Annotated in this window: 18 protein-coding genes; 11 read left to right on the top strand and 7 right to left on the bottom strand. The window is 67.4% G+C overall.

Annotation, left to right across the window (positions count from 1 at the left end):
• The first annotated feature begins 1 nt into the window (after position 1).
• The 3 genes from AB0L57_RS14840 (at position 2) to AB0L57_RS14830 (ending at position 3044) form a co-directional block, all read left to right on the top strand.
• Positions 2-766: a 3-hydroxyacyl-CoA dehydrogenase gene (locus AB0L57_RS14840; RefSeq protein WP_364961575.1), complete on the top strand. Its 765-nt coding sequence runs from the start codon at positions 2-4 to the stop codon at positions 764-766.
• A gap of 185 nt (positions 767-951) precedes the next feature.
• Entirely contained in the window at positions 952-2145 is a 1194-nt protein-coding gene (locus tag AB0L57_RS14835; RefSeq protein ID WP_364961573.1) for an acyl-CoA dehydrogenase family protein, read from the top strand.
• Between the two features lie 62 nt (positions 2146-2207).
• A complete protein-coding gene (locus AB0L57_RS14830) occupies positions 2208-3044 on the top strand; it encodes a mycofactocin-coupled SDR family oxidoreductase (protein WP_364961571.1) in 837 nt (278 codons plus the stop codon).
• 133 nt (positions 3045-3177) lie between these two features.
• Here the strand turns inward: AB0L57_RS14830 and AB0L57_RS14825 are convergent, their stop codons facing one another.
• Positions 3178-5793 carry a LuxR C-terminal-related transcriptional regulator gene (locus AB0L57_RS14825; protein ID WP_364961569.1) on the bottom strand — a complete coding sequence of 872 codons (2616 nt, stop codon included), beginning with the start codon at positions 5791-5793 and terminating at the stop codon, positions 3178-3180.
• A 271-nt stretch (positions 5794-6064) separates the two neighbouring features.
• On the opposite strand from AB0L57_RS14825, the gene AB0L57_RS14820 reads away from it, so the two are divergent.
• The 4 genes from AB0L57_RS14820 to AB0L57_RS14805 all read left to right on the top strand — a co-directional run bounded on the left by AB0L57_RS14820 (position 6065) and on the right by AB0L57_RS14805 (position 9242).
• Entirely contained in the window at positions 6065-6460 is a 396-nt protein-coding gene (locus AB0L57_RS14820) for a nuclear transport factor 2 family protein (RefSeq protein WP_364961567.1), read from the top strand.
• A 17-nt stretch (positions 6461-6477) separates the two neighbouring features.
• Positions 6478-7140, top strand: coding sequence for a 3,4-dihydroxy-2-butanone-4-phosphate synthase (locus AB0L57_RS14815; RefSeq protein WP_364961565.1), 663 nt, complete (start codon positions 6478-6480; stop codon positions 7138-7140).
• Between the two features lie 61 nt (positions 7141-7201).
• Entirely contained in the window at positions 7202-7654 is a 453-nt protein-coding gene (locus tag AB0L57_RS14810) for a flavin reductase family protein (protein ID WP_364962402.1), read from the top strand.
• A gap of 37 nt (positions 7655-7691) precedes the next feature.
• Positions 7692-9242 (top strand): fatty acyl-CoA synthetase, encoded by a 1551-nt coding sequence (locus tag AB0L57_RS14805; RefSeq protein WP_364961563.1) that lies wholly within the window; start codon positions 7692-7694, stop codon positions 9240-9242.
• A 48-nt stretch (positions 9243-9290) separates the two neighbouring features.
• On the opposite strand, the gene AB0L57_RS14800 is transcribed toward AB0L57_RS14805, so the two are convergent.
• The 4 genes from AB0L57_RS14800 to AB0L57_RS14785 are packed head-to-tail and all read right to left on the bottom strand — an operon-like array spanning position 9291 to position 14076.
• A complete protein-coding gene (locus AB0L57_RS14800; protein ID WP_364961561.1) occupies positions 9291-10877 on the bottom strand; it encodes an AMP-binding protein in 1587 nt (528 codons plus the stop codon).
• A 36-nt stretch (positions 10878-10913) separates the two neighbouring features.
• Positions 10914-11750 (bottom strand): SDR family oxidoreductase, encoded by an 837-nt coding sequence (locus AB0L57_RS14795; RefSeq protein ID WP_364961559.1) that lies wholly within the window; start codon positions 11748-11750, stop codon positions 10914-10916.
• A 53-nt stretch (positions 11751-11803) separates the two neighbouring features.
• Positions 11804-12601 (bottom strand): maleylpyruvate isomerase N-terminal domain-containing protein, encoded by a 798-nt coding sequence (locus tag AB0L57_RS14790; protein ID WP_364961557.1) that lies wholly within the window; start codon positions 12599-12601, stop codon positions 11804-11806.
• 23 nt (positions 12602-12624) lie between these two features.
• The gene (locus AB0L57_RS14785; RefSeq protein WP_364961555.1) at positions 12625-14076 is read right to left on the bottom strand and encodes an aldehyde dehydrogenase; all 1452 of its coding nucleotides are present in this window, start codon (positions 14074-14076) and stop codon (positions 12625-12627) included.
• 118 nt (positions 14077-14194) lie between these two features.
• On the opposite strand from AB0L57_RS14785, the gene AB0L57_RS14780 reads away from it, so the two are divergent.
• Together AB0L57_RS14780 and AB0L57_RS14775 are read left to right on the top strand one after the other, a co-directional pair.
• Complete coding sequence (locus AB0L57_RS14780; protein ID WP_364961553.1) at positions 14195-15220, top strand: AraC family transcriptional regulator ligand-binding domain-containing protein; 1026 nt, start codon at positions 14195-14197, stop codon at positions 15218-15220.
• Between the two features lie 61 nt (positions 15221-15281).
• Positions 15282-16280 carry an MBL fold metallo-hydrolase gene (locus AB0L57_RS14775; protein WP_364961551.1) on the top strand — a complete coding sequence of 333 codons (999 nt, stop codon included), beginning with the start codon at positions 15282-15284 and terminating at the stop codon, positions 16278-16280.
• Between the two features lie 28 nt (positions 16281-16308).
• Here the strand turns inward: AB0L57_RS14775 and AB0L57_RS14770 are convergent, their stop codons facing one another.
• Positions 16309-17955 (bottom strand): NAD(P)/FAD-dependent oxidoreductase, encoded by a 1647-nt coding sequence (locus tag AB0L57_RS14770; RefSeq protein ID WP_364961549.1) that lies wholly within the window; start codon positions 17953-17955, stop codon positions 16309-16311.
• Between the two features lie 167 nt (positions 17956-18122).
• Here AB0L57_RS14770 and AB0L57_RS14765 point away from each other — a divergent pair, with 167 nt between their 5' ends.
• Positions 18123-18494: a nuclear transport factor 2 family protein gene (locus tag AB0L57_RS14765; RefSeq protein WP_364961547.1), complete on the top strand. Its 372-nt coding sequence runs from the start codon at positions 18123-18125 to the stop codon at positions 18492-18494.
• 139 nt (positions 18495-18633) lie between these two features.
• A complete protein-coding gene (locus AB0L57_RS14760) occupies positions 18634-20580 on the top strand; it encodes a glycoside hydrolase family 15 protein (protein ID WP_364961545.1) in 1947 nt (648 codons plus the stop codon).
• A 195-nt stretch (positions 20581-20775) separates the two neighbouring features.
• Here the strand turns inward: AB0L57_RS14760 and AB0L57_RS14755 are convergent, their stop codons facing one another.
• Entirely contained in the window at positions 20776-21276 is a 501-nt protein-coding gene (locus tag AB0L57_RS14755; RefSeq protein WP_364962399.1) for a DUF4232 domain-containing protein, read from the bottom strand.
• Between the last annotated feature and the right edge of the window lie 8 nt (positions 21277-21284).

Raw genomic sequence — 21284 nt, 5'->3', positions numbered from 1 at the left:
AGTGAAACTCGACAACAGCGTTGCCCTGGTCACCGGTGGCGCGTCCGGCCTGGGTGCGGCCACCGCGCGGAATCTGGTCGACGCGGGTGCGCACGTGGTGGTGCTCGACCTGCCCGGATCGCCCGGCCGGCAGCTGCGGGACGAGATCGGCGAGGACCGAATGACTTTCGTGCCCGGCGATGTCACCGACGCCGAAGGCGTCACCGATGCATTGGACGCCGCCCAGCGCCGGGGTCCGCTGCGCGCGGTGGTGAACTGCGCCGGTGTCGGCCCGCCCGCGAAAGTACTGGGCAAGGACGGCCCGCTGCCGCTGGAATCGTTCGAGCGGATCGTGCGGATCAATCTGCTGGGCACGTTCAATGTGATCCGGCTGGCCGCGCACCGGATGGCCGCGACCGAGCCGGTCGACGACGAGCGCGGGGTCATCGTCAACACCGCGTCGGTGGCGGCGTTCGACGGTCAGGTCGGCCAGCCCGCCTACGCCGCGTCCAAGGGCGGCATCGTGGCGATGACCCTGCCGATCGCCCGCGAACTGGCTCGCCATCGGATCCGGATCGCGGCCGTCGCCCCGGGCATCTTCGACACGCCCCTGCTGCAGACCCTGCCCGAGGAGGCCAGGCGCTCACTGGGCGCGCAGGTGCCACACCCGTCGCGCCTGGGAGAGCCGGCCGAATTCGCCGCGCTCGTCCGCCACATCCTCGAGAACCCGATGCTCAACGGTGAGGTCATCCGGCTCGACGGCGCGATCCGCATGGCGGCGAAGTAGATTCGACGACACAGGAAGGCCGGTACCGCTGTGCGGTGCCGGCCTTTCTCGTGTCCCGTGATCGGTGACCACGTGGTCGAGCACGTAGTGGACCACGTAGTCGTCACGATGCCGCCCCACGGGTGACTCCGGCAGTGTGATCGGTGTCATAGGGCCGCGTGCGGCGGTGGATCGAAAGGACACAGATGACACTCACGGCAGTAGAGGTCGAGACCCGGCTCGCCGACCGCGACGCCGAATACCTCGAACGAGCCAGGCGGGTCGCCGAAGTGGTCACGGCCGAGGCCGACGCCATCGAAGAGCAGGCGACGATCACCGACACCGTCTTCCGCGCTCTCGCCGACGCCGGGCTGTTCTGGATCCTGGTGCCCGAGGAATTCGGCGGGGCCGGTCTGGGGATCGTCGGCGCCTTCCAGGTGGTTCAGGAGCTGGCCCGGGCCGACGGCTCGACGGGCTGGGCCTTCATGGCGAATGCCTTCAGCACCGGAATCGCGGTCGGATTCCTGAACCACGAGGGCGCCCGGGAGATCTTCGCGCCTCCCGGCCGCGGCATCACCGCCGGAATGATCGTGCCGACCGGCGCCGGTACCCGCGTGGACGGTGGGTACCGCGTCACCGGCAGGTTCCAGTTCGCGAGCGGATCGGCGCACGCGTCGTGGATCGGTGTCGGGTTCGTCGTCCACGACGCGGACGGTGATCCGATCGTCGATGCCGACGGAACGCCGGAGATGCGGGTCGGTTTCGTCCCGCGCGACCAGGTCGAATTCCTGGGCAACTGGAATGTGATGGGTATGGTCGGGACCGGTTCCTACGACTACCGGGTCGAGGATTGCCTCATTCCCGAGAAGTTCACGATGGAGACCTTCTCGACGGTGCCCAACCGTCCGGAGCCGGTCTACGAACTGGGGCTGCTGGGCATCGGCGTCGGCGGGCACGCGCCGATCGCCCTGGGTCTCGCCGAGCGCGCGCTGCAGGAGATCGCCGGGATCGTGGCGAACAAGCAGCGGCCCGGATACAGCACGGTCGTGGGCGATTCGGAGCTGTTCGGGCTGGACTTCGCCAAGCACGAGGCGCTGTTTCGCGCGGCCCGGGCCTATGTGTACGAGACCTACGGCGATGCGGAGGCGACGGCCGCGCGCGGCGAGGCGATCACCGACGAACAGCGCGCTCGTATGCGCCAGGCCGCGACGTGGGTTCAGGAAGTGGCCGGCGACATCGTGACCTTCGCCCATCGGTGGGCCGGTAGCGCCACGGTGCGCAATCCCAGCGCACTCGGGCGATGTGTGCGCGACGCGGCCGTCGCGACCCAGCATGCGCTGGTCGACCGGATGAGTCTCGTCGAAGCCGCTCAGGCCATCCTGCCCGGCTACCGGAGCTGATATCTCGACCGGCCGGATGTGGCCGGTTCGCAACACGATCCATCGAATCGAAAGGAAATCCCGTGGGGCAATTGGAGGGCAAAGTCGCTCTTGTCACCGGAGCGGCGCGCGGCCAGGGACGGTCGCACGCGGTCCGGCTCGCCGAAGAGGGTGCCGACATCATCGCGCTGGACATCTGCGCCGATATCGCGAGCACCGCGTACGCGGGCGCCACCACCGACGATCTCGACGAGACGGCGCGCCTGGTCGAAAAAGCCGGGCGCAGTGCGCATACGGCCGTGGCCGACGTTCGTGATCTGCGGGCACTCGAGGCCGCCGTCGCGGCCGGGATCGCCGAATTCGGCCATCTGGACACCGTGGTGGCGAACGCCGGGATCTTCTCCTCGGCTCCGCTGCACGAGCTGACCGAGGCGCAATGGACCGAGATGGTGGACATCAATCTCACCGGTGTCTGGAAGACGATGCGTGCCACCGTGCCGCATCTGATCGAGCAGGGACGCGGTGGTTCGATCGTGCTGATCAGTTCCACCGGAGGCTTGCAGGGCTTCCCCAACTTCGCGCACTACGTCGCCGCCAAACACGGTGTGACGGGACTCGCGCGGACCGCCGCCAATGAGCTCGCCGCGCACCGGATCCGGTGCAACTCGGTCCATCCGTCGTCGGTGCTGACCGACATGATCGACCACGAAGCGATGTATCGGCTGTTCCGGCCGGACCTCGAGAACCCGACGCACGAGGACTTCCGGGAGGCGTGCGAGAGTGCGATGAATCTCCTCCCGGTGCCCTGGCTGGAGCCCGTCGACATCTCCAACGCGGTCGTCTTTCTGGCATCCGACGCGGCACGCTACGTGACCGGCGTCGCGCTGCCCGTCGACGCCGGGGCGATGTCGAAGGTGTAGCCAGGCGATGACGCGGACGGCGATTTCGCGGCGCCGATCCGAGAATCGCCGGCGCAGCACGACGACGTCGGTGGTGCGGAAACCACCGACGTCGTCGCGGGTGCGTTCTCGGCGAATGTATGCGGCGGGCCGGCTATTTCGCCTCGTCGAGACGAGCGGCTGCCAGTTCCCCGCGGCGACTCAGCCCCAGTTTGTTCAACACGTGCTCGACATGGCCTTCGACCGTGCGGGGTGAGAGCACGAGCTTCGCGGCGATCTGCTTGTTCGTCATTCCGATCGCCACCAGATCGGCCACCTCGGTTTCCCGGGCGGTCAGCACGGCGTGGCGCTGCCGGACCGCGGTGCCGGCCCCGGCCGGCCGCGCGGAATCGGCGAGCGCGAAATCGACGAGATCGGTCATCGACATCGCTCGGCCCCTTTCCCAGCAGCGCTCGAACGCCGACGGCCCGGCCTCGCGGCGTGCGGTGCCGATTGCCTCCTCGCGCAAGGCGATCCAGCCCGCCGAGCCGTACAGCTGTTGGCCGATCGACCCCCACATGGTCGATGTCGCGCCCAGCAGAACCGCTGCCTCGGTGGGGGATTCGAGTGCCGCGAGTGTCCAGCTGAGCAGATCGGTCATCAGCGTGGTGCCGAGAACATCACCGAACGACCGTTGAATGGTCAGACCACGGATCGCCAGGTCGCGCGCACCGTCGAAGTCGCCCTCCCGGAGCGCGACGAGTCCCAGGCCGTAGATCGCGTACGAGTGGAACCACCGCTCGCCGACGGCTCCGGTGTGGTCGTACACCTCCTGGAAGGCGGCGCGCGCGTGTGCGGTCTCACCGGTGGCGCTGAGCAACATGCCCTGATGCACGCGCAACATCGCGATCAGGTCCGGGGGCGACCCGTGGGTGGCGTAGCCCGCCTCCGCCTGCCACATGTTCGCCCGGGCCCGGTCGAGTTCGCCGGCGAACAGTTTCGACAGACCGGTGATGTGGGTGACCAGCGCGGTCAGCGAGCCGTCGCCGGTGCCCGCCGCGACCGTTCGGGCCCGATGCAGGCAGAATCGCGCGGACTCCCGATCACCCTGCAGGACTTCCACCAGGGCCAGCACCGCGAGCAGCCAGCCCTTCTTCTCGGCACGCACACCGGGGATGTCGAGAATCCGGGTGAGCCACATCCGGTGCTCACCGACGGAGATACCGCAGGCCCACAGAAACAACGCCGAACTCAACGCATCCGACGCCTCGCCGATCGAGGACGCGTCGATCGGCGGTGACATCACGTTCTCCAGTGCCGCGCGAATATTGCCGCGGTTGGTCTCGATCATGGCGATGTGGCGATCCTGGTTGCCGTCGTACCACCCGGAGGCGGCGGCCCGGATCGTGTCGACGCACCAGGTCAGCAGCCGCTTGCGGAGTTGGTCGCGGCGCATCGCCGGCAGCCGGTCGTCGCCGTACTCGCGGATCGACTCGAGCATGTGGAATCGAACGCCGCGCCCGTGATTTTCCCGGTGTACAACGGATTTCGCCACCAGCGCCGCTGTCGTATCCATGATCGATTCCGCCGGCAACGTATCGTCGGCGCACACCCGGACGGCCATCGGCAGATCGAATCCGTCGGTGAAAACCGAGAGCCGGGACCATAATTCGCGCTCCTGCGTGGTGCACAGGTCATAGCTCCAGTCGATCGTCGCGTGCAGGCTCCGATGGCGCGAGACCGGCGTGCGCGCACCGGTGGTCAACACCGACAGGCGGTGGTCCAGGAGCTCGGACAGGTCGTCGATCGACAGTACCGACAGTCGGGCACAGGCCAGTTCGATGGCCAGGGGCAGTCCGTCGAGGCGTCGGCAGATGTTCTCGACGGCGTCGGTGTTGTCGGCGTCCAGTTCGAATCCGGACAGCACGGCCGCGGCGCGGGAGGCGAAAAGCGCTGTCGCACCGGCGTCGCCACCGTCGCGGGTCGGCAGCGGCGGCAGATTGAACACGTACTCGCCCGGAATCGACAGGTACTCCCGGGTGGTGGTGACGACACGCAGTTCGGAGGTGGTGGTGAGCAGCCGTGCGATCAGCCCCGCCGCCGCGTCGACCAGGTGCTCGCAGTTGTCGAGGACCAGCAGCATCCGGCGAGTGCGCAGGTACTCGACGAGGGTGTCCTCCGGGCTCTGGTGGTGGATGTCGTGGCTGTCGAGCGCCAGCCCGTCACACACCACCTGTGCGATCAGGCCCGGAGTGCGCACCGCCGCCAATTCCACGAAGCGGACACCATCGGGGAAGGCACGCCGGAATTCGTACGCGGCCTGAATCGACAGGCGCGTCTTGCCGATTCCGCCCGGCCCGACGATGCTCACCAGCCGATGCTCCCCGAGCAGGCCGCGCAGTTCACGCAGTTCCGAGCGGCGGCCGACGAAACTGGTCGCGGGCGTGGGTACCCCGGTCGCGACCCGGTAGGACTCCGCCTTGGCCGCGTCGAGTTCGCGCCGGATCTCGGTCACCTTGCGGGCGAGCATCGTGCGCGAGCGCGTCCATCGGATCCGCCTGCCGATCTCGGCGATCGAGGTCTCCGGATGCGCCACGATGATGTCGCGGACCTGTGCGTCGACCGCGTCGGTGACCCGTCCGGTCCGTCGGCGATGGTCGTCGGGAGCCGAGGGCAGCGACAGTGCCCGGCGCACGGTGTTGCGTGACATCCCCAGACGCTGGGCGATCCCCTTGATCGTTTCGCCGTCGCGGTCACACTGCTTGATCTCGGCCCATTCGTCGGCGTTCATCACTCTCCCAAGAACTATGAGACACAGATCACTGTCCACCTCGTCGTGGATGACTCGCAACGCGGGGGGTCAACTTGTGTCAATCCATGCCGCCGGCAGCCGGGCGCTTCGCCGGTCGAAGCCTATAAAACGTCACTGACCATGGAATATGTGTCGATGGCAGGCTACGGATTCCGGCCGTGCCGGATCACGTAGTCAGACGGTTACCCGGAACGATGGGCGGTTGCCACAGTGAGTGCGAACACACCCGACAGCCGATCGAGGAGAACCGATGACCACTCAGAACGCCGAAGCGCTGAAGACAGCTTTCGCCGCCGCGGACGCGGGCGACCCCGTTCCTCTGGTCAGCCTGTACGACGACGCGATGACCTGGGCGGGTTTCACGCCCGAGGGGACCCAGCGCCTGTACACCAAGGGGGAATTCCTCGAGGCCTTCGGGATTCTGGCCAAGTTGGACGAGTCCCGCAACGAGGTCGTCGACGTGGATGTCGTGAGCGACGAGATCGTGGTGGCGAAGATTCGCGCCTACCGCCGGCTCGGAGACGAGGAACTCGACATCACCATGGTGATGACGCACCGGTTCATCGACGGCAAGGTCACGCACGGAACCGATATCGTGCCCTCCTCGTTCGAGCGGTTCTGGGCCGCGACCGGTCTCTCGATCTGACGGAAGTCGTTGTCCCGATGAGTGTTCCGATCGCGAGCCGAAGCAGTCGAATCGGTGACGACCTGGCGGCCGCGCTCACCGCGCTGCGGCAGGGCCGGGTCGTCCTCGCTGTCGACGATGTGCTGGATACGGGCTGTGACGTCGTGGCGCTGGGCGCCGCCGTCTCCGTGCCGACGGTGGCGGCCATGGTCCGATGCGGGTCGGGCCTGATCTGCGCGACGGTGGATGCGCGGACATGTGACCGCTTGAACCTGCCGCCCGCGTCGTGGCGGGAGGAAGCCGATCGGTGGTATGTGGGATCGATGCGTGTCGGCGTGGACGCCGCCGCCGGGATCTCCACCGGAATCTCGGCTCGCGATCGGGCGACAACGCTGCGGGTACTGGCCGAACCACATTCGGCGCCGGGCGCGTTGAGCCGCCCGGGCCATGTCGTCCCGGTCCTGGCCCCCGACCTCGGTGCATGCGTGAATCGACCGGCGATCCTCGCCGCGGCTGCCCGGTTGTGCGGGCGGCCGGGCGGATCGGTCGCCTACTGTGCGACCGTGCGTGAGCCGCCCGGGGGTGCGGGGATCGAGGACCTCGAGCCGGGGAGTCTGCCCGCATTCCGCTATTCCGATGTACTGAATGCTGTTCGACCGGACCCGGCGTTTCCGATACCGCCGCGCAGTTCGAATACGTAGTGGGAGAACACCTGTGAACAACCTTGTCCAGGCACCGCCGGAGGCCGAATTCCGGGAGGCGATGGCGAATCTGTGCGCACCGGTCACGGTCGTCACGGCGATGGACCGGCAACGCCCGCACGGCACCACGGTCAGCGCGGTGATGTCACTGTCGCTCGAGCCGATGCTCGTCGCCGTCGCGCTGGCGAACACATCGGACTGCTGTCACCTCATCCAGCGGACGAAACGATTCGGGGTGAACGTGCTGGCCACCGGTCAGCACGAGGTGGCGCTGCAGCTCGCCCGCAAGGGGCCCGAGAAGTTCGACGGGGTGCGGTGGACGGTGTCCGACGGGCTGCCGCAGCTCGAACGAACAGCGGTGTGGGTGGCGTGCGATGCCGTCGACGTCGTCGACGCGGGCGATCACCGATTGATCGTGGGCCGGGTGAGCGCGGTCGGCACGGACTCCGATGCCGGACCGTTGACCTATCACCGTCGCAGGTTCGGTACCCATGTCCGCGACGACCGGATCTGAGCCGGCGGGTCCGGTGCCGGCGATATCCCTGCCGCGCATGCGATCCCACGCGCTCGGTGACATCCCCGCACGAACCGCGGCCAGATGTCCGGACAAGACGGCGATCGTGCACCGGGACCGGGTGATCACCTTCGGTGAACTCGATCGCCTCGTCGACGCCACCGCGGCATGCCTGTGGGATCGGGGGCTACGGCCCGGTGATCGCCTCGCGATCCTGTCGCACAACTGCTGGCAGTTCCCGGTGGCCGTGTTCGGGGCGGCGCGCATCGGTGTGGTGAGCGTTCCGATCAACTTCATGCTGACCGCCGAGGAGATCGCCTATCTTCTCGATGACTGCCGACCGGCCGCGATGATCGTCGAAGACGCGCTGTACGAGGTTGCCGAGCGTGCGGTCCGCCTCGCGGAATCCGGTGTCGCCGTGCGGTTCGGCGTGGAGCTCACCGGCCTGGCAGCTCGGAACTGGCCGTCGTTCGACGAGGCGATCGGCGATGCGAAGGGGCCGGGGGAGTTTCCCGACATCGACGACGATGCCCTGATCCGCATCATGTACACCTCGGGCACGGAGTCGCGGCCGAAGGGAGTCATGCACTCCAGTCGCACGCTGATGTGGCAGTACCTCAGCTGCATCGTCTCCGGGGCAATGGAATTCGGTGACATCGAGATCCACAGCCTGCCGCTGTACCACTGCGCGCAGTTGGACAACTTTCTGATCACCGATATCTATCTCGGCGCCACCAGCGTGATTCTCGATCGACCGGACCCGGCGGCGATTCTCGGCGCCGTCGAACGCCACGGCGCCACCAATCTGTTCTGTCCGCCGACCGTGTGGATCGGCCTGCTCGCACGGCCGGAATACCGGAGCGGACTGTCCAGCCTGCGCAAGGGCTACTACGGCGCCTCCGCGCTCCCGGTCGAGATCCTGCGGGAGATGCGCGCGGCACTGCCCGCTCTGCGCCTGTGGAATTTCTACGGCCAGACCGAGATGGGCTCGCTGGCAACGGTATTACCGCCGGAGGAGCAGCAGCGCCGGCCGGGCTCCGCGGGCCGGGCGGCGCTGAATGTCGAGACGCGCATCGTCGACGACGACAACCGTCCGGTCGCGGCCGGGCAGATCGGCGAGATCGTGCACCGCAGCCCGCAGGTGATGCTGGGGTACTACAACCTGGCGGACAAGACGGCCGAGGCCTTCGCCGGTGCGTGGTTCCATTCCGGTGATCTGGGCCGTTTCGACGAGGACGGCTGGCTCTGGGTCGTGGATCGGAAAAAGGACATGGTCAAGTCGGGCGGGGAGAATGTGGCGACTCGCGAGGTCGAGGAGATCCTGTACGAGATGGCGGAGATTCGCGAAGCCGCCGTGTACGGAATTCCCGACAGCCGCTGGATCGAAGCGGTCGCCGCCGCCGTCGTCCTCGCGGAGGGGGCCACGTTGGATGTGAACGATATTGTCGCGCACTGTAAGTCGCGGATGGCGTCCTTCAAGGTGCCGAAGTCGATCAGGTTCGTCTCCGAACTCCCGAAGAATCCGAGCGGAAAGATTCTGAAACGCAGGTTACGGGAAGAACACGTCGAGTCCGAGCCGTCGAGGTGACATCGCGGTCGCCTCCAGGGCTCGCCGAGGCCCCGGAGGCGACCGATGTCAATGACCGCCGCCGGGCGCGCGCCGAGTCGTCCGCGCATGCTCTTGGTGGCGAATCATCATGTCGGCGTAGCGATCACGTAACAGGCGCTTGTAGAGCTTTCCGGTCGCGTGCCGGGGAAGTTCCGGTTCGAAATCGATGGCGCGCGGGCATTTGTAGGCCGCCAGCCGGCCGTGCAGGTAGCCCAGCAGCTCCGCGGCCAACTGTGGTCCCGGCTCCGCTTCGGGAGCCGCCACCACCACGGCGTGCACGGCCTCACCCAGATCCTCGTGCGCAATGCCGAACACCGCGACGTCGGTGACCTTCGGGTGCATGGCCAGCGCGTCCTCGGCCTCGCGGGGGTAGATGTTCACACCACCGGAGAGGATGAGGTCGGCGCGCCGATCCGAGAGGTGGAGATAGCCGTCCTCGTCGAGAAATCCCAAGTCGCCCACGGTCGTCCAGCCCTTGTCGTTGCGTGACGCGGCGGTCTTGTCCGGATCGTTGAGATATTCGAAGAGCAGGCCACCCTCGGACCAGATCGTGCCCGGCTCGCCCGGCGGGAGTTCGCGCCCGGCCTCGTCGAGGATGTGCGGCGTCCCGAGGATCGCGCGTCCCACCGAACCCGGGTGGTCGAGCCACTCCTGGGTGCTCGACGTCGTGAACAGGCAGTTCTCGGTGCACGAATAGTATTCGTGGATGATCGGGCCGAGCCAGTCGATCATGGCCCGCTTGGTGTCGGCGGGGCAGGGCGCGGCGGCGTGGATCACGGTCCGCAGCGACGACAGGTCGTAGCGAAGCCGTTGTTCCGCAGGCAATTTCAGGATGCGGACGAACATGGTCGGCACCATCTGGGTATGCGTCACCCGGTGGCGTTCGATCAGTTCCAGGGCGCGTTGCGGATCGAACCGCTCCATCACCACGACCGTGCCGCCGTAGCGGTGCACGGTCATGCTGAAGCGTAGCGGCGCGGCGTGATAGAGCGGGGCCGGCGACAGATACACGGTGTCGTGATCGATACCCCACTGATCGTGCAGCAGTCCGGCCACACCGGGCGCGGTGCCGAGCGGATGCAGCGGCAACTCGGCCACGACCCCCTTCGGCCTGCCCGTCGTGCCGGAGGAGTACAACAGGTCGACACCCTCACATTCGGCCACCTGTTGATCCGCGGGCACCGCCGCCAGTGCCGTTGCCAGCGACTCGAATTCGGCGCCGGCCTCGTCGACGGTGAACCGAGCGCCGAGGCCGGGTACCGCGGTGACGGCCGCGGCGGCCGTCTCGAGATGACGTGCGCCGGTGAACAGGGCGCGGGCGCCGCAGTCGCCGAGAATGTAGGCGACCTCCTCGGGCAGCAGCCGGGTGGAGACGGTGACGTAGCGCAGCCCGATGCGCTGGGCGGCCCAGGCGATCGGCAGGAACGACGGGCTGTTCTCCATCAGCAGTGCGACACAGTCGCCGTGCCGCAGCCCCCGCGACCACAGCAACGCCGCGATCGCGCGGGCGGAGTCCACCAGTTCGCGATAGGTCACGACGGTGCCGCTGTCGGCCATGATGTAGGCCGGTCGATCCGGGACCGCGGCCGCGTGGGTATCGGGGAAATTGTTCATCGGGTTGTCCGTCTTTCGATCCGGCCGGACGGCCACTCAGTACAGATAGTCCTCGCCGCTGGCGCGAACGGTGATGTCGCTGAGGCTGATACCCCACGGCTGATCGATCACGTGCACGACCGCGGACGCGAGATCGTCGGGTGTGATGAGCCAGTACTTCACCGAGTCGACATCGGTCAGTTCGGCGGGCAGATCGTCGTTCATCAGCGCCTCGACATGTTCGCCGTAGGACGCGGCGCGCTGCCCGACCAGGCCCATGATGGCATTGTCGTTGACGATCCAGCTCGCCAGATTGGTACCGGTCACGCCGGTCGGCTTGACGGTGGTGACCTTGATCTTGCCCTTCGACTCGATGCGCAACGAGTCCGACAGCGTGGTGACGGCGGCCTTGGTCGCGCTGTATACACCGGATCCCTCGATTCCGGCGTTGCCGTAGATCGACGAGATGTTCACGACGTGACCGCGGCCCTGTTCGATCATCCGGTCGTACACCGCGGAGATGCCGTTCACGACACCCTTGATATTGATGTCGATCGCCTTGTGCCACTGGGGAAGTGCGCGTGCGTGGTCGGCGAAGTAGGCCAGCGGCATCACGCCCGCGTTGTTCACCAGGACATCGATCGCACCGAAATGCTCGACCGCCGCCACGGCCGCGGCCTGGACCTCGGCGATATCGGTGACATCGGCGACCTGGGCGATCGCCTGGCCGCCTGCGGCGCGGATCCCGTCGACGGCCGCGCCGACAGTGCCCGCATCGATGTCCACACCGACGATCCGGGCGCCTCGGGCCGCGCACTTCTCGGCGATGAGTTTGCCGAAGCCGCTGCCGGCGCCGGTGACGATGATGACCTTGTCCTTCAGGTATTCCGACATGGCGGACCTCCGATGTGTGTGGTGAGAGCGGTGAAAGGTGGTGCGGGACAGTGCTAGACGATGTCGATCTCGTCGAGTGCCCAGGCGATCAGGGGGTGATCGCCGGTGAGGGTGACCGCGGATCGCCACGCGCTACGGGTGGTCGCCCAGCGCAGGAAGTCGGTGGCCGAGGTGACCGCGAGATCGTCGGGCACAGCATCGGTTTCGGTGACGAGCAGCGACGACGAATCGGTGTCTCGGCTCAGCACGAAGCTGCGCTCGGTCGCGCCGGTGAGCCGCAGTCCGATCGGCCGTGTGAGTGCTCGTGCCACGGCGGCGCCGTTCATCTGTGGCAATCCCGCGATCATCCAGTCGATCGCGGGATCGATGGCGGCCGACAGTGACACCTCCGTGGGGGAGACGGGGCCGAACGGCGCGATCAGGTCGCAGCTCAGGTGGACCAGGTGGTCGAAGGCGACCGCGTCAGCGAGCTGTCCCATCCGGAACGTGCCCAGATCGAGCATCGTCAGGGGGACATCGCGCATCTCGGCGCCCTGAAGTGCCTCGAGTGCGGCGAGACCCGCGACGGACTGCTCACGGTAGTAGCCGATCGCCTGCTGTGACGACCAGTCCGCGCGCTCGCGGACGGCGGCGTCGTTGAGTCGTTCCGAGGTACCACTGGGGTTTTCGGGCAGAACGAGATTCGGATCGGCGATGAAATTGAAGAAGAAGCCCAGGTGGGTGACGACGTCGTGCACGCGCCAGCCGTGACAGGCGCTGTCGGCGGCCCAGTCGGCGGGGGTGAGCCGGTCGAGCAGGGCGTTCACATCGTCGACGAGCGCTCTCGCGGCGGCGACTCCGGCCTCGGACATGATGTTCCTTTCGGAGAGGGGGCTCAGGCGGCCAGGAAGATGGATTTGAGGTGCTGATACGCGGCCAATCCCTCGGGCCCGAGTTCGCGCCCGATACCGCTGGCCTTGACGCCGCCGAACGGCGATCCCCAGTCGAGGTTGAAGTAGTTGACGCCGAAGGAACCGGTCTCGATTCGCCGCGCGACATCGATGCCGCGTTCGGTGTCGGCGGTCCACACGGTGCCGCCCAAGCCGTAGGCCGAATCATTGGCGAGCGCGATCGCCTCGTCGAGGTCGCGGTAGCGCAGCACGGTCAGGACCGGGCCGAACACCTCCTCACGTGCGATGGCCGCGGTATTGGCGACATCGCCGAAAACGGTGGGGGCCACGAAGAATCCGCGGTCGATACCGGCCGGTGTGCCGCCACCGGTGGTGATCGTGGCGCCCTCGGCGCGGCCGCGTTCGATCATGGCCAGCACCCGGTCGCGATGTCGCGCGCTGGCCAGCGGGCCGATCGCGGTGTTCTCGTCCATCGGGTCACCGATGGTCAGGTCCGCGCACATGCCGGTGATCGCGTCGAGGTAGCTGTCGTAGCTGCCGGCCGGTACGAGAATCCGGGTGGACATGTAGCAGGTCTGGCCGGTGTTGAGCAGCGAGGCGGTCGCCAGACCGGCGACGGTCTGTTCCGGATCGGCGTCGTCGAGGACGAGTGCGGCCGACTTGCCGCCGAGTTCGAGGGTGACCGGCCGGATCAATTCACCGCAGATGCGGCCGATTTCCCTGCCGGCAGCGGTCGATCCGGTGAAGGCCACCTTGTCCACTCCCGGATGGGCGACCAGGTGCCGGCCGATGTCGGCGCCACCGTTGACGATATTGAGCACCCCGGCGGGCAGGCCCGCGGCCTCGGCGGCCTCGGCGAGGACGTAGGAGTCCAGGCTCGTCTCGGGTGAGGGCTTGAGCACCACCGTGCAACCGGCCGCGAGCGCCGGCGCGATCTTGAACATCGACAGGACCGCGGGAAAGTTCCACGGCGCGATCGCGGCGACCACGCCGATCGGCTCCTTGCGCACGACGGTGGTGCCGGGCAGCGGCCGGCTGACGCGACGTTCCTCCACCGGTGTGATCTCGATGAGATCGGCGTAATAGCGCAGCAACTGGACCGGCGCCGCGCCCTCGGCGAATCGGGCCAGGGCGATGGGCATGCCGTTCTCGCTGGTGACCGTGGTCGCCCGGTCCTCGGATCGGGCCTCGAGTTCGTCGGCGAAGCGGTGCAGGTGGGTGGCACGTTCGCCCGGGGTGAGATCACGCCAGCCGGAACCGCGGAAGGCCAGCCGGGCCGCGTGGACCGCGGCGTCGACGTCGGCGGTGGTGGCCGCGGGCACTCGCCCGATGGTCTGCTCCGTCACCGGCGACACGACGGCCAACGTCGAATCCGATGTGGGAGCACGCCAGGATCCGCCGATGAACAACGATGTGCGGACGGATTCGGTGGTCATCGCGGACTCCTCGTCGAGTGTGGCGGCGCCCGGGCGACGTGCCGGGCTGTGTTCATCGTCACTCCCACCCCGGGTCGATTTCTTGACAGTTGACGACAGATATTTGACAGTTGGACACATGGCCGATCTGATCTGCGCGTCATCGCTGAGCCGTGCACCCGAATTGATCTCCGAATGCGGCGCAGACGCGGGCGCGATGCTGGCGGCGGTGCGTATCGATCCGGCGGTGGTCGGCCTGTACGACAGATTCGTGCCGTTCACCGCGCTGTCGGCCCTGCTCGGCCGCTGTGCCGAGCAACTCGGGGTCCCCGATTTCGCGCTGCGGCTCGCGGGACGGCAGGATCCCGACATCCTCGGGCCGGTGGCGATCGCCGCGCGCAATGCCGAGACGATCGGGGACGCGCTCGCGCGGGTCACGGAATACGCGCACGTCTACAGCCCGGCCATCCGGGCCGATCTGCACATCGGCCCGGCCGAGGTCGCCTACGAGTTCGGCACCGTGCTGCAGCGGCTGCCCTACCGGCCGCACGTGGTGGAACTGGCATTGGGCGTGACGCTGTCGACGTTCAAGATGCTCGGTGGTGCGGATTTCCACCCTTCGAAGGTGGCGTTCACACATCAGCCGATATCCGGCCGCCGCACCTACACGGACTATTTCGGCTGCACCGTCGAATTCGGCGCACCGGCGAATGTGCTGGTGTTCCCGCGCGGTCTCATGCGGCGGCGGCTGCCGGCGTTCGACTCGCTCGCCCAGGACATCGCCATCCGGTTCATGACCGGGCGCGATCGGCGCACCGCATTCGCCGACGCGGTGTCCGAACTGATCGTTCGCTCGTTACCGGCCGGGGCCGCGGGCCTCGACGACATCGCGCGGCTGCTGATGATGCATCCGCGCGCGGTACAGCGCGAACTCGCCTGTACCGGTACGACTTTCGAGGATCTGGTGGACGACGCGCGACGCGATCTGACCACGACGCTGCTGGCGGACCGCAATGTGTCGCTGTCCGCGGTCGCCCGTCAGATCGGATATTCCGAGCAGAGCACGCTCACCCGGAGCTGTCACCGCTGGTTCGGGATGTCGGCGCTGGCCAAGCGCCGGGAACTCGCGCGCATCGACCGGCCCGGGGCCCGGCCGCGGACGTAGCGGACCGATCGCGACGGGGCTCCGGAACTGCTTGCTCCACCTGAGGAATATGGTGCGTCTTGTGGAGAACGCGTTATCAGTCGGCGATGGCATCTATCAGATCCAGGTTCCGATCACGGACAATCCGCTCGGGCACACGCTGGTGTACGCACTCGAGTCGCCGGGCGGCCTGGTCCTGGTCGACGCCGGCTGGCACGACGACAACGCGTGGAACGGTCTCACCTCGGGGCTCGCGGCCATCGGTCATTCGGTCGCGGATGTCGAAGGTGTCGTCCTCACCCACTTCCATCCGGATCACAGTGGTCTGTGTGGCCGCGTCCGGGACGCCTCCGGTGCGTGGATCGCCATGCACGAAGCCGATCATGATCAGTTCGCACAGATGTCGGCCGACCGGGACGCGGACTGGATGAACGCCGAGCGGCAGAACATGGCGCGGGCGGGCGCCGACCAGGCCGAGCAGGATGCGTTCGTGACCGCGATGGGCGAGGAGGTGCACGTGGGTCGTGACTCGGCTCCCGATCGCTTGCTCGCCGACGACGAATCCATCGCACTGACCGGACGCAGCCTCCGAGTGGTCCACACCCCGGGCCATACCCCCGGGCACGTGTGTTTCCATCTCGCCGATGCCGACGTGATGTTCACCGGTGACCACGTTCTGCAGAAGACGACTCCGCACGTGGGCAATTTCGTCTACCCGCTCGAGGAGCGGGATGCCCTGGCGCAGTTCCTCGATTCGCTGCGGCGGGTGCAGTCGATGAATGTCACTCGCGGGCTGGGCGCTCACGGTCTGCCCATCGACGACGTCGCGGGCCGCGCCGCGGGATTGATCGATCACCATGAAGAGCGACTGGAACATCTGCACGACAATTTCGGCGATGATCAGATCACGGTGTGGCAGGTCGCCGAGCGCATGAAGTGGTACAAGCCATGGGCGGAACTGTCCCCCATGGGCAAGCACATGGCGCTGTCGGAGGCGGCGGCACACCTGCGCCATCTGGTCGCCCGTGACCTGGTCGCCCCGGTGCCCGGCCCCGAACCGGCCCGCTTCGCCCGGAAGTAGGTGCTGGACACCCACATCGGGGGATCGGTCAGTCCTGTTCCGGGGCGATGTCGATGACGTCGAAGCCCCGGTAGCCGGCCGCGGCGACCTCGGCGATGATGTCGCCGTAGACGCCGAAACCACCGATGAAGGGCATGAACACCCGAGGTCTGCCCGGCACGTTCGCGCCGAGATACCACGAATTCGCTTGCGGCATGAGGGTTCCCGCCGCCCGCTCGGCGCATTCGGCGACCCAGTCGGCCACCGCGTCGGGCCGCGCCTCCAGGGCGGCCGCGCCGCGACGGTCGAGGAAGCCGATCGCCTCGGCCACCCAGTCCACGTGCAGTTCGGAATGCAGCACCATGTTCGCCAGAACGGAGGGACTGCCGGGCCCGGTGAGGTTGAACAGATTCGGGAATCCGGTGATGCCCAGGCCGAGATAGGTTTTCGGGCCCGCGTGCCACGCGTCGTTCAGAGTTTCGCCGCCACGGCCGACGATGTTCATCTTCGCGACCGAACCGGTCATCGCGTCGAATCCCGTGGCCAGTACCAAGGTGTCGAGCGGGTGATGCGCGTCGGTGGTGTGCACGCCCGCGGCATCGATGCGCTGGATCGGGGTGGAGCGCAGGTCGACCAGCGTGACATTGTCGCGGTTGAAGGTCTGATAGTAGTTCGTATCCGTGCAGATTCGTTTTGCGCCGATCGGGTGGTCCCGCGGGATCAAGAGTTCGGCGATACGCGGATCGTCGATCACCGCGCGCACCTTCTGCTCCCAGAACAGGCGCGCGGGCTCGTTCGCCTCGGCGGTCAGCATCTGATCCGGGAACGTCTTGCTGAACAGCACACCGCCCAGTTGCCAGCGTTGCTCGTAAGCCGCACGTCGCTCCTGGTCGGACACCTCGAGGGTGTTGTCCGGGTGCGGCTGGTGCGGTGAGCCGCCACCGCTGGCCATCGACAGCCGCCGACGCTGCGGATAGCCGGCCTTGTGGGCTCGGCGCGTCCGGTCGTCGAGGGGCGTATTGCCCGCGGGGACACTGTAATTGGGGGTGCGCTGGAAGACGTACAACTGGTCCGCCTGCTCGGCGAGATGCGGAATGGCCTGGATGCCCGAGGATCCGGTGCCGATGACGCCGACACGCTGACCGGTCAGGTCGACACCGCCGGCCGGCCAGTGGGAGGTGTGCAGCAGCCGGCCGGCGAAACTCGGCAGGCCGTCGATGGCCGGGGTGTTGGCATTCGACAGCGGCCCGGTGGCCAGGACCACGAAGCGTGCCGTCACCTCGGCGCCGCCCTCGACGCGCACCTGCCAGCTCAGCGTGGTCTCGTCGAGCACGATATCGGTGACGCGCGTGCCGAATTCGATGTCGCGGCGCAGATCGAAGCGATCGGCGACATGTTCGAGATAGGACAGGATCTCGGGCTGGGTGGCGTATTTCTCGCTCCAGTTCCATTCCTGTTGCAGGGTCTCGTCGAACGAGTACGAGTAGTCGACACTCTCGACATCGCAGCGCGCGCCCGGGTAGCGGTTCCAGTACCACACGCCGCCCACGCCGTCGCCGGCCTCGAATGCCCGCACGCGCAGCCCCTGGGCGCGCAGCCGGTGAATCGCATAGAGGCCCGCGATACCCGCGCCGACGATCACCACATCGACGCCGGTTCGGATATTGCCTGGTGACGATGTCGTCTCGGGGCGCACAGTCGGATACCTTTCGCCGTAAACCGATTTCTCCGCCCTCGACGCTAGGAATGCTCGCGGCGCAGGTGCACCCTGTCGTCCCGCTCACCGGCGCGTATCCCGGTCCGGCTCCCGATGACCGGGACGTGCGGTGGGGCGGGCATCGTCACCGGGCATACCGTCGGGCGATGGCCTCACCCGAACAGATCCGAACCGCGATCCGGCGCTACCTCGACGCTGTCGCCACCGGCACCGCGAAAGACATCGCCGCCCTCTACACCGAGGATGCCAGCGTCGAGGATCCGGTCGGCTCGACGCCCCAGCGCGGGCGTGTGGCGATCGAAAAGTTCTACGGCGCAATCGAATCCAAGACCAGGAGCACCGAGCTGCAGTCCGTGCGGATCGCGGGCCACCAGGCGGCATTCGGCTTCCGGGTCAGCACCGAATTCGACGGCCGGACCACCACGGTCGAACCCATCGATGTGATGACCTTCGACGAGGATGCGCGGATCACGAGCATGCGCGCGTTCTGGTCCTACGACGACATCACGGTGCACTGACGGCCGCGGGGCTCACGCGCGGCCGCTGATCCGCGGTATTCGGCGAATTCCCGGAGAACCGAATATGGGCCCGCGATCCCGGACATACGATCGAAGCAGCGTCCGAGCGTGCCGAGCAGGTGTCGAATGGGAGCTCCGTATGAACGATCATCCGGAACATACGCCCCGGGTCACGGCCTTTCCACGCATCGACGACTACGGGTTCATCTCCGATTCCGAGGTCACCGCCCTCATCGCACCCAGCGGCGCGATCGAGTGGATGTGTCTGCCCCGGATGGATTCGCCCAGCGTCTTCGGCGCCATTCTCGATCGTTCGGCCGGGTCGTTTCGCTTCGCCCCCGCCGATGTCGTGACCGCGGCCGACCGGCGGTACATCCCGGGGACGATGGTCATGGAGACGAGCTGGCGGTGTGGCGAAGGATGGGCAACCGTCCGTGATGTGCTGCTGGTCGGGCCGTGGCGGCACCAGCAGCCCGGCCGCAGCGCCCACCGGCGCGCACCCACCGACTACGACGCCGAGCACATTCTGCTGCGCATCGTGCACTGCGAGACCGGGCAGATCCAGTTCGTCCTCGACTGTCAGCCCGCCTTCGACTACGGCCGAGCCGGTGCGCAGTGGGAGTATCTCGACTCCTATCATCTCGCCCAGGCCGGTGCCGACGGCGTCGATCCGCCCCTGCGGCTGACCACCGACCTGCGCCTCGGGCTCGAGGGTTCGCGTGCGCTGGCTCGCACCCTGCTCAAGAGCGGTGACACCCGCTTCTGTGCGTTGTCGTGGGGGAGCCGGGAGGCTCCCGAAACCGTCGAGGAGGCCAACGACCGGTTGGTGCGGACCGTGCATCACTGGCGGCACTGGCTGGCCGGCGGCCGGTTTCCGGACCACCCGTGGAGTGCCCAGCTCACCCGCAGTGCCCTCACCCTCAAGGGCCTGACCTTCGCCCCGACCGGCGCCATCGTCGCCGCCCCCACCACCTCGTTACCGGAAACACCTGGCGGAGCGCGTAATTGGGACTACCGGTACACCTGGATCCGGGACTCGGCATTCGCGCTGTGGGGTCTGTACACCCTGGGTTTCAACTGGGAGGCCAACGACTACTTCTCCCACATCATCAATCTGGCCGAGGGCGCCGAGGACATGCAGATCGTGTACGGCATCGGCGGTGAAACCGACCTGCGTGAACAGACGCTCGGCCACCTGCGTGGCTACGAGAACGCCGCCCCGGTCCGGATCGGCAACGATGCCTATCGCCAGAGCCAGCACGATGTCTGGGGTGCGGCGCTGGACTCGGTCTACCTCTACGCGCGCCATCGCGACCAGATCGACGCGCGGACCTGGCCGCTGCTGCGCTGGGCGGTCCGAAGTGCGCTCGCGGTGTGGCGGGAACCCGACCAGGGCATCTGGGAAGTGCGCGGCGAGCCTCGCCATTTCACCTCCAGTAAGGTCATGTGCTGGGTGGCCGCCGATCGTGGCGCCCGCCTGGCCCGCATCCACCAGGACTCCGAACGTGCGATCCGCTGGCAGCGGGCGGCAGCCGAGATCCACGCCGACATCTGCGCCAACGCGGTCGACGCGCGGGGTGTGTTCACCCAGTCCTACGGCAGTACGGCATTGGATGCCTCGACCCTGCTCATCCCGCTGGTCCGTTTCCTTCCCCCCGACGACGAACGGGTGCGAAAGACCGTGCTCGCCATCGCCGACGAACTCACCAGCGACGGGCTCGTCCTGCGCTATCGCGTCGACGAGACCGACGACGGTTGTGCCGGGGAGGAGGGCACCTTCACGATCTGCTCGTTCTGGCTGGTGTCGGCACTATCGGAAATCGGTGAGAAACACCGCGCCAAACAACTCTGTGAGAGGTTGCTCGGCTATGCCAGCCCACTGGGGCTCTACGCCGAGGAGATCGACCCGGTGACCGGCCGCCATTGGGGCAACTATCCGCAGGCCTTCACCCACCTCGCGCTGATCAACGCCGTGATGCATGTGGTGCGGGACGAGCAGTTCGAGTTGCGCGCCGAGCACGGTGGCGAGTCCATCGCGCCACGCCTCGACGACGGCATGCTCAACGGCGGGTACATCCACATCTGAGGGCGGCCGTGGCGGGTCCCGGCCACACTCGCCGACGCCGCCGGACGATGATTCGCCCGGCGGCATCGGAAAGACTGTCCGACAACAGATCCGGTGTGGAGCTCGAGGCGGGCGCCGACGTTCTCGCCCACCGGGGCATCGGCTACCGCCGCCGAACTACGTTGTCGGCCAACGGTACACGCCCGACGGTGGTTGTCAGGCCGGGCGCAAGGGCCCGATGAAGGTGCCCGGATGTGTCGCCCCGTCCTGGCGCGACACACTCCCGGCCTGTGGCCACGGCACCTGCAACTGGGTGGTGGTGTTGGGCGGGGTCACGACGATCGTGTCGGGAGTCCAGCCTTCCGGTCCGTCCGCCAGATAGGTGAGTTCGCTGCTCACGGCGGAGCCGGGCGCGACATCCACCGGCGCGAAACCGGTTTCCTGGCGCGGCAGCGAGTAGGTCGGCCCGAAAGGCGGGTTGTCGGGGCCGGCCAGGTCGACGCCCGGGTAGCCCTGCACCAGGCAGCTGTGCTGGGAGGTGTTCGTGAACACGATCCGCAGCTTGTTCTGCCCGGTGGGAGTGGGCGCCCCGTCCTGCTGGACGGTTGCGCTGAACATGTCGGCCGAACACAGCGACGGCTGCGCGGAACCGATCGCCGGAACCATGAACATCGCCGGAACCGTTACCGCCGCGACCGCCATCGCTCGCCTCATCATCTTCACCG

The sequence above is a fragment of the Nocardia sp. NPDC052254 genome, from assembly GCF_040679495.1.
Taxonomy (GTDB): Bacteria; Actinomycetota; Actinomycetes; order Mycobacteriales; family Mycobacteriaceae; genus Nocardia.
The sequence above is the reverse complement of the archived record's forward strand: the minus strand, read 5'-3'. Positions and strand labels throughout refer to the sequence as shown.

Bases quoted from the DNA above. Each gene is read 5' to 3' on its own strand.
- AB0L57_RS14820 (WP_364961567.1), top strand. From the start codon at position 6,065: ATGACCACTCAGAACGCCGAAGCGCTGAAGACAGCTTTCGCCGCCGCG.
- AB0L57_RS14800 (WP_364961561.1), bottom strand. From the start codon at position 10,877: ATGAACAATTTCCCCGATACCCACGCGGCCGCGGTCCCGGATCGACCG.
- AB0L57_RS14825 (WP_364961569.1), bottom strand. From the start codon at position 5,793: ATGAACGCCGACGAATGGGCCGAGATCAAGCAGTGTGACCGCGACGGC.
- AB0L57_RS14815 (WP_364961565.1), top strand. From the start codon at position 6,478: ATGAGTGTTCCGATCGCGAGCCGAAGCAGTCGAATCGGTGACGACCTG.
- AB0L57_RS14785 (WP_364961555.1), bottom strand. From the start codon at position 14,076: ATGACCACCGAATCCGTCCGCACATCGTTGTTCATCGGCGGATCCTGG.
- AB0L57_RS14805 (WP_364961563.1), top strand. From the start codon at position 7,692: ATGCGATCCCACGCGCTCGGTGACATCCCCGCACGAACCGCGGCCAGA.
- AB0L57_RS14810 (WP_364962402.1), top strand. From the start codon at position 7,202: ATGGCGAATCTGTGCGCACCGGTCACGGTCGTCACGGCGATGGACCGG.
- AB0L57_RS14795 (WP_364961559.1), bottom strand. From the start codon at position 11,750: ATGTCGGAATACCTGAAGGACAAGGTCATCATCGTCACCGGCGCCGGC.
- AB0L57_RS14835 (WP_364961573.1), top strand. From the start codon at position 952: ATGACACTCACGGCAGTAGAGGTCGAGACCCGGCTCGCCGACCGCGAC.
- AB0L57_RS14780 (WP_364961553.1), top strand. From the start codon at position 14,195: ATGGCCGATCTGATCTGCGCGTCATCGCTGAGCCGTGCACCCGAATTG.
- AB0L57_RS14765 (WP_364961547.1), top strand. From the start codon at position 18,123: ATGGCCTCACCCGAACAGATCCGAACCGCGATCCGGCGCTACCTCGAC.
- AB0L57_RS14790 (WP_364961557.1), bottom strand. From the start codon at position 12,601: ATGTCCGAGGCCGGAGTCGCCGCCGCGAGAGCGCTCGTCGACGATGTG.
- AB0L57_RS14760 (WP_364961545.1), top strand. From the start codon at position 18,634: ATGAACGATCATCCGGAACATACGCCCCGGGTCACGGCCTTTCCACGC.
- AB0L57_RS14755 (WP_364962399.1), bottom strand. From the start codon at position 21,276: ATGATGAGGCGAGCGATGGCGGTCGCGGCGGTAACGGTTCCGGCGATG.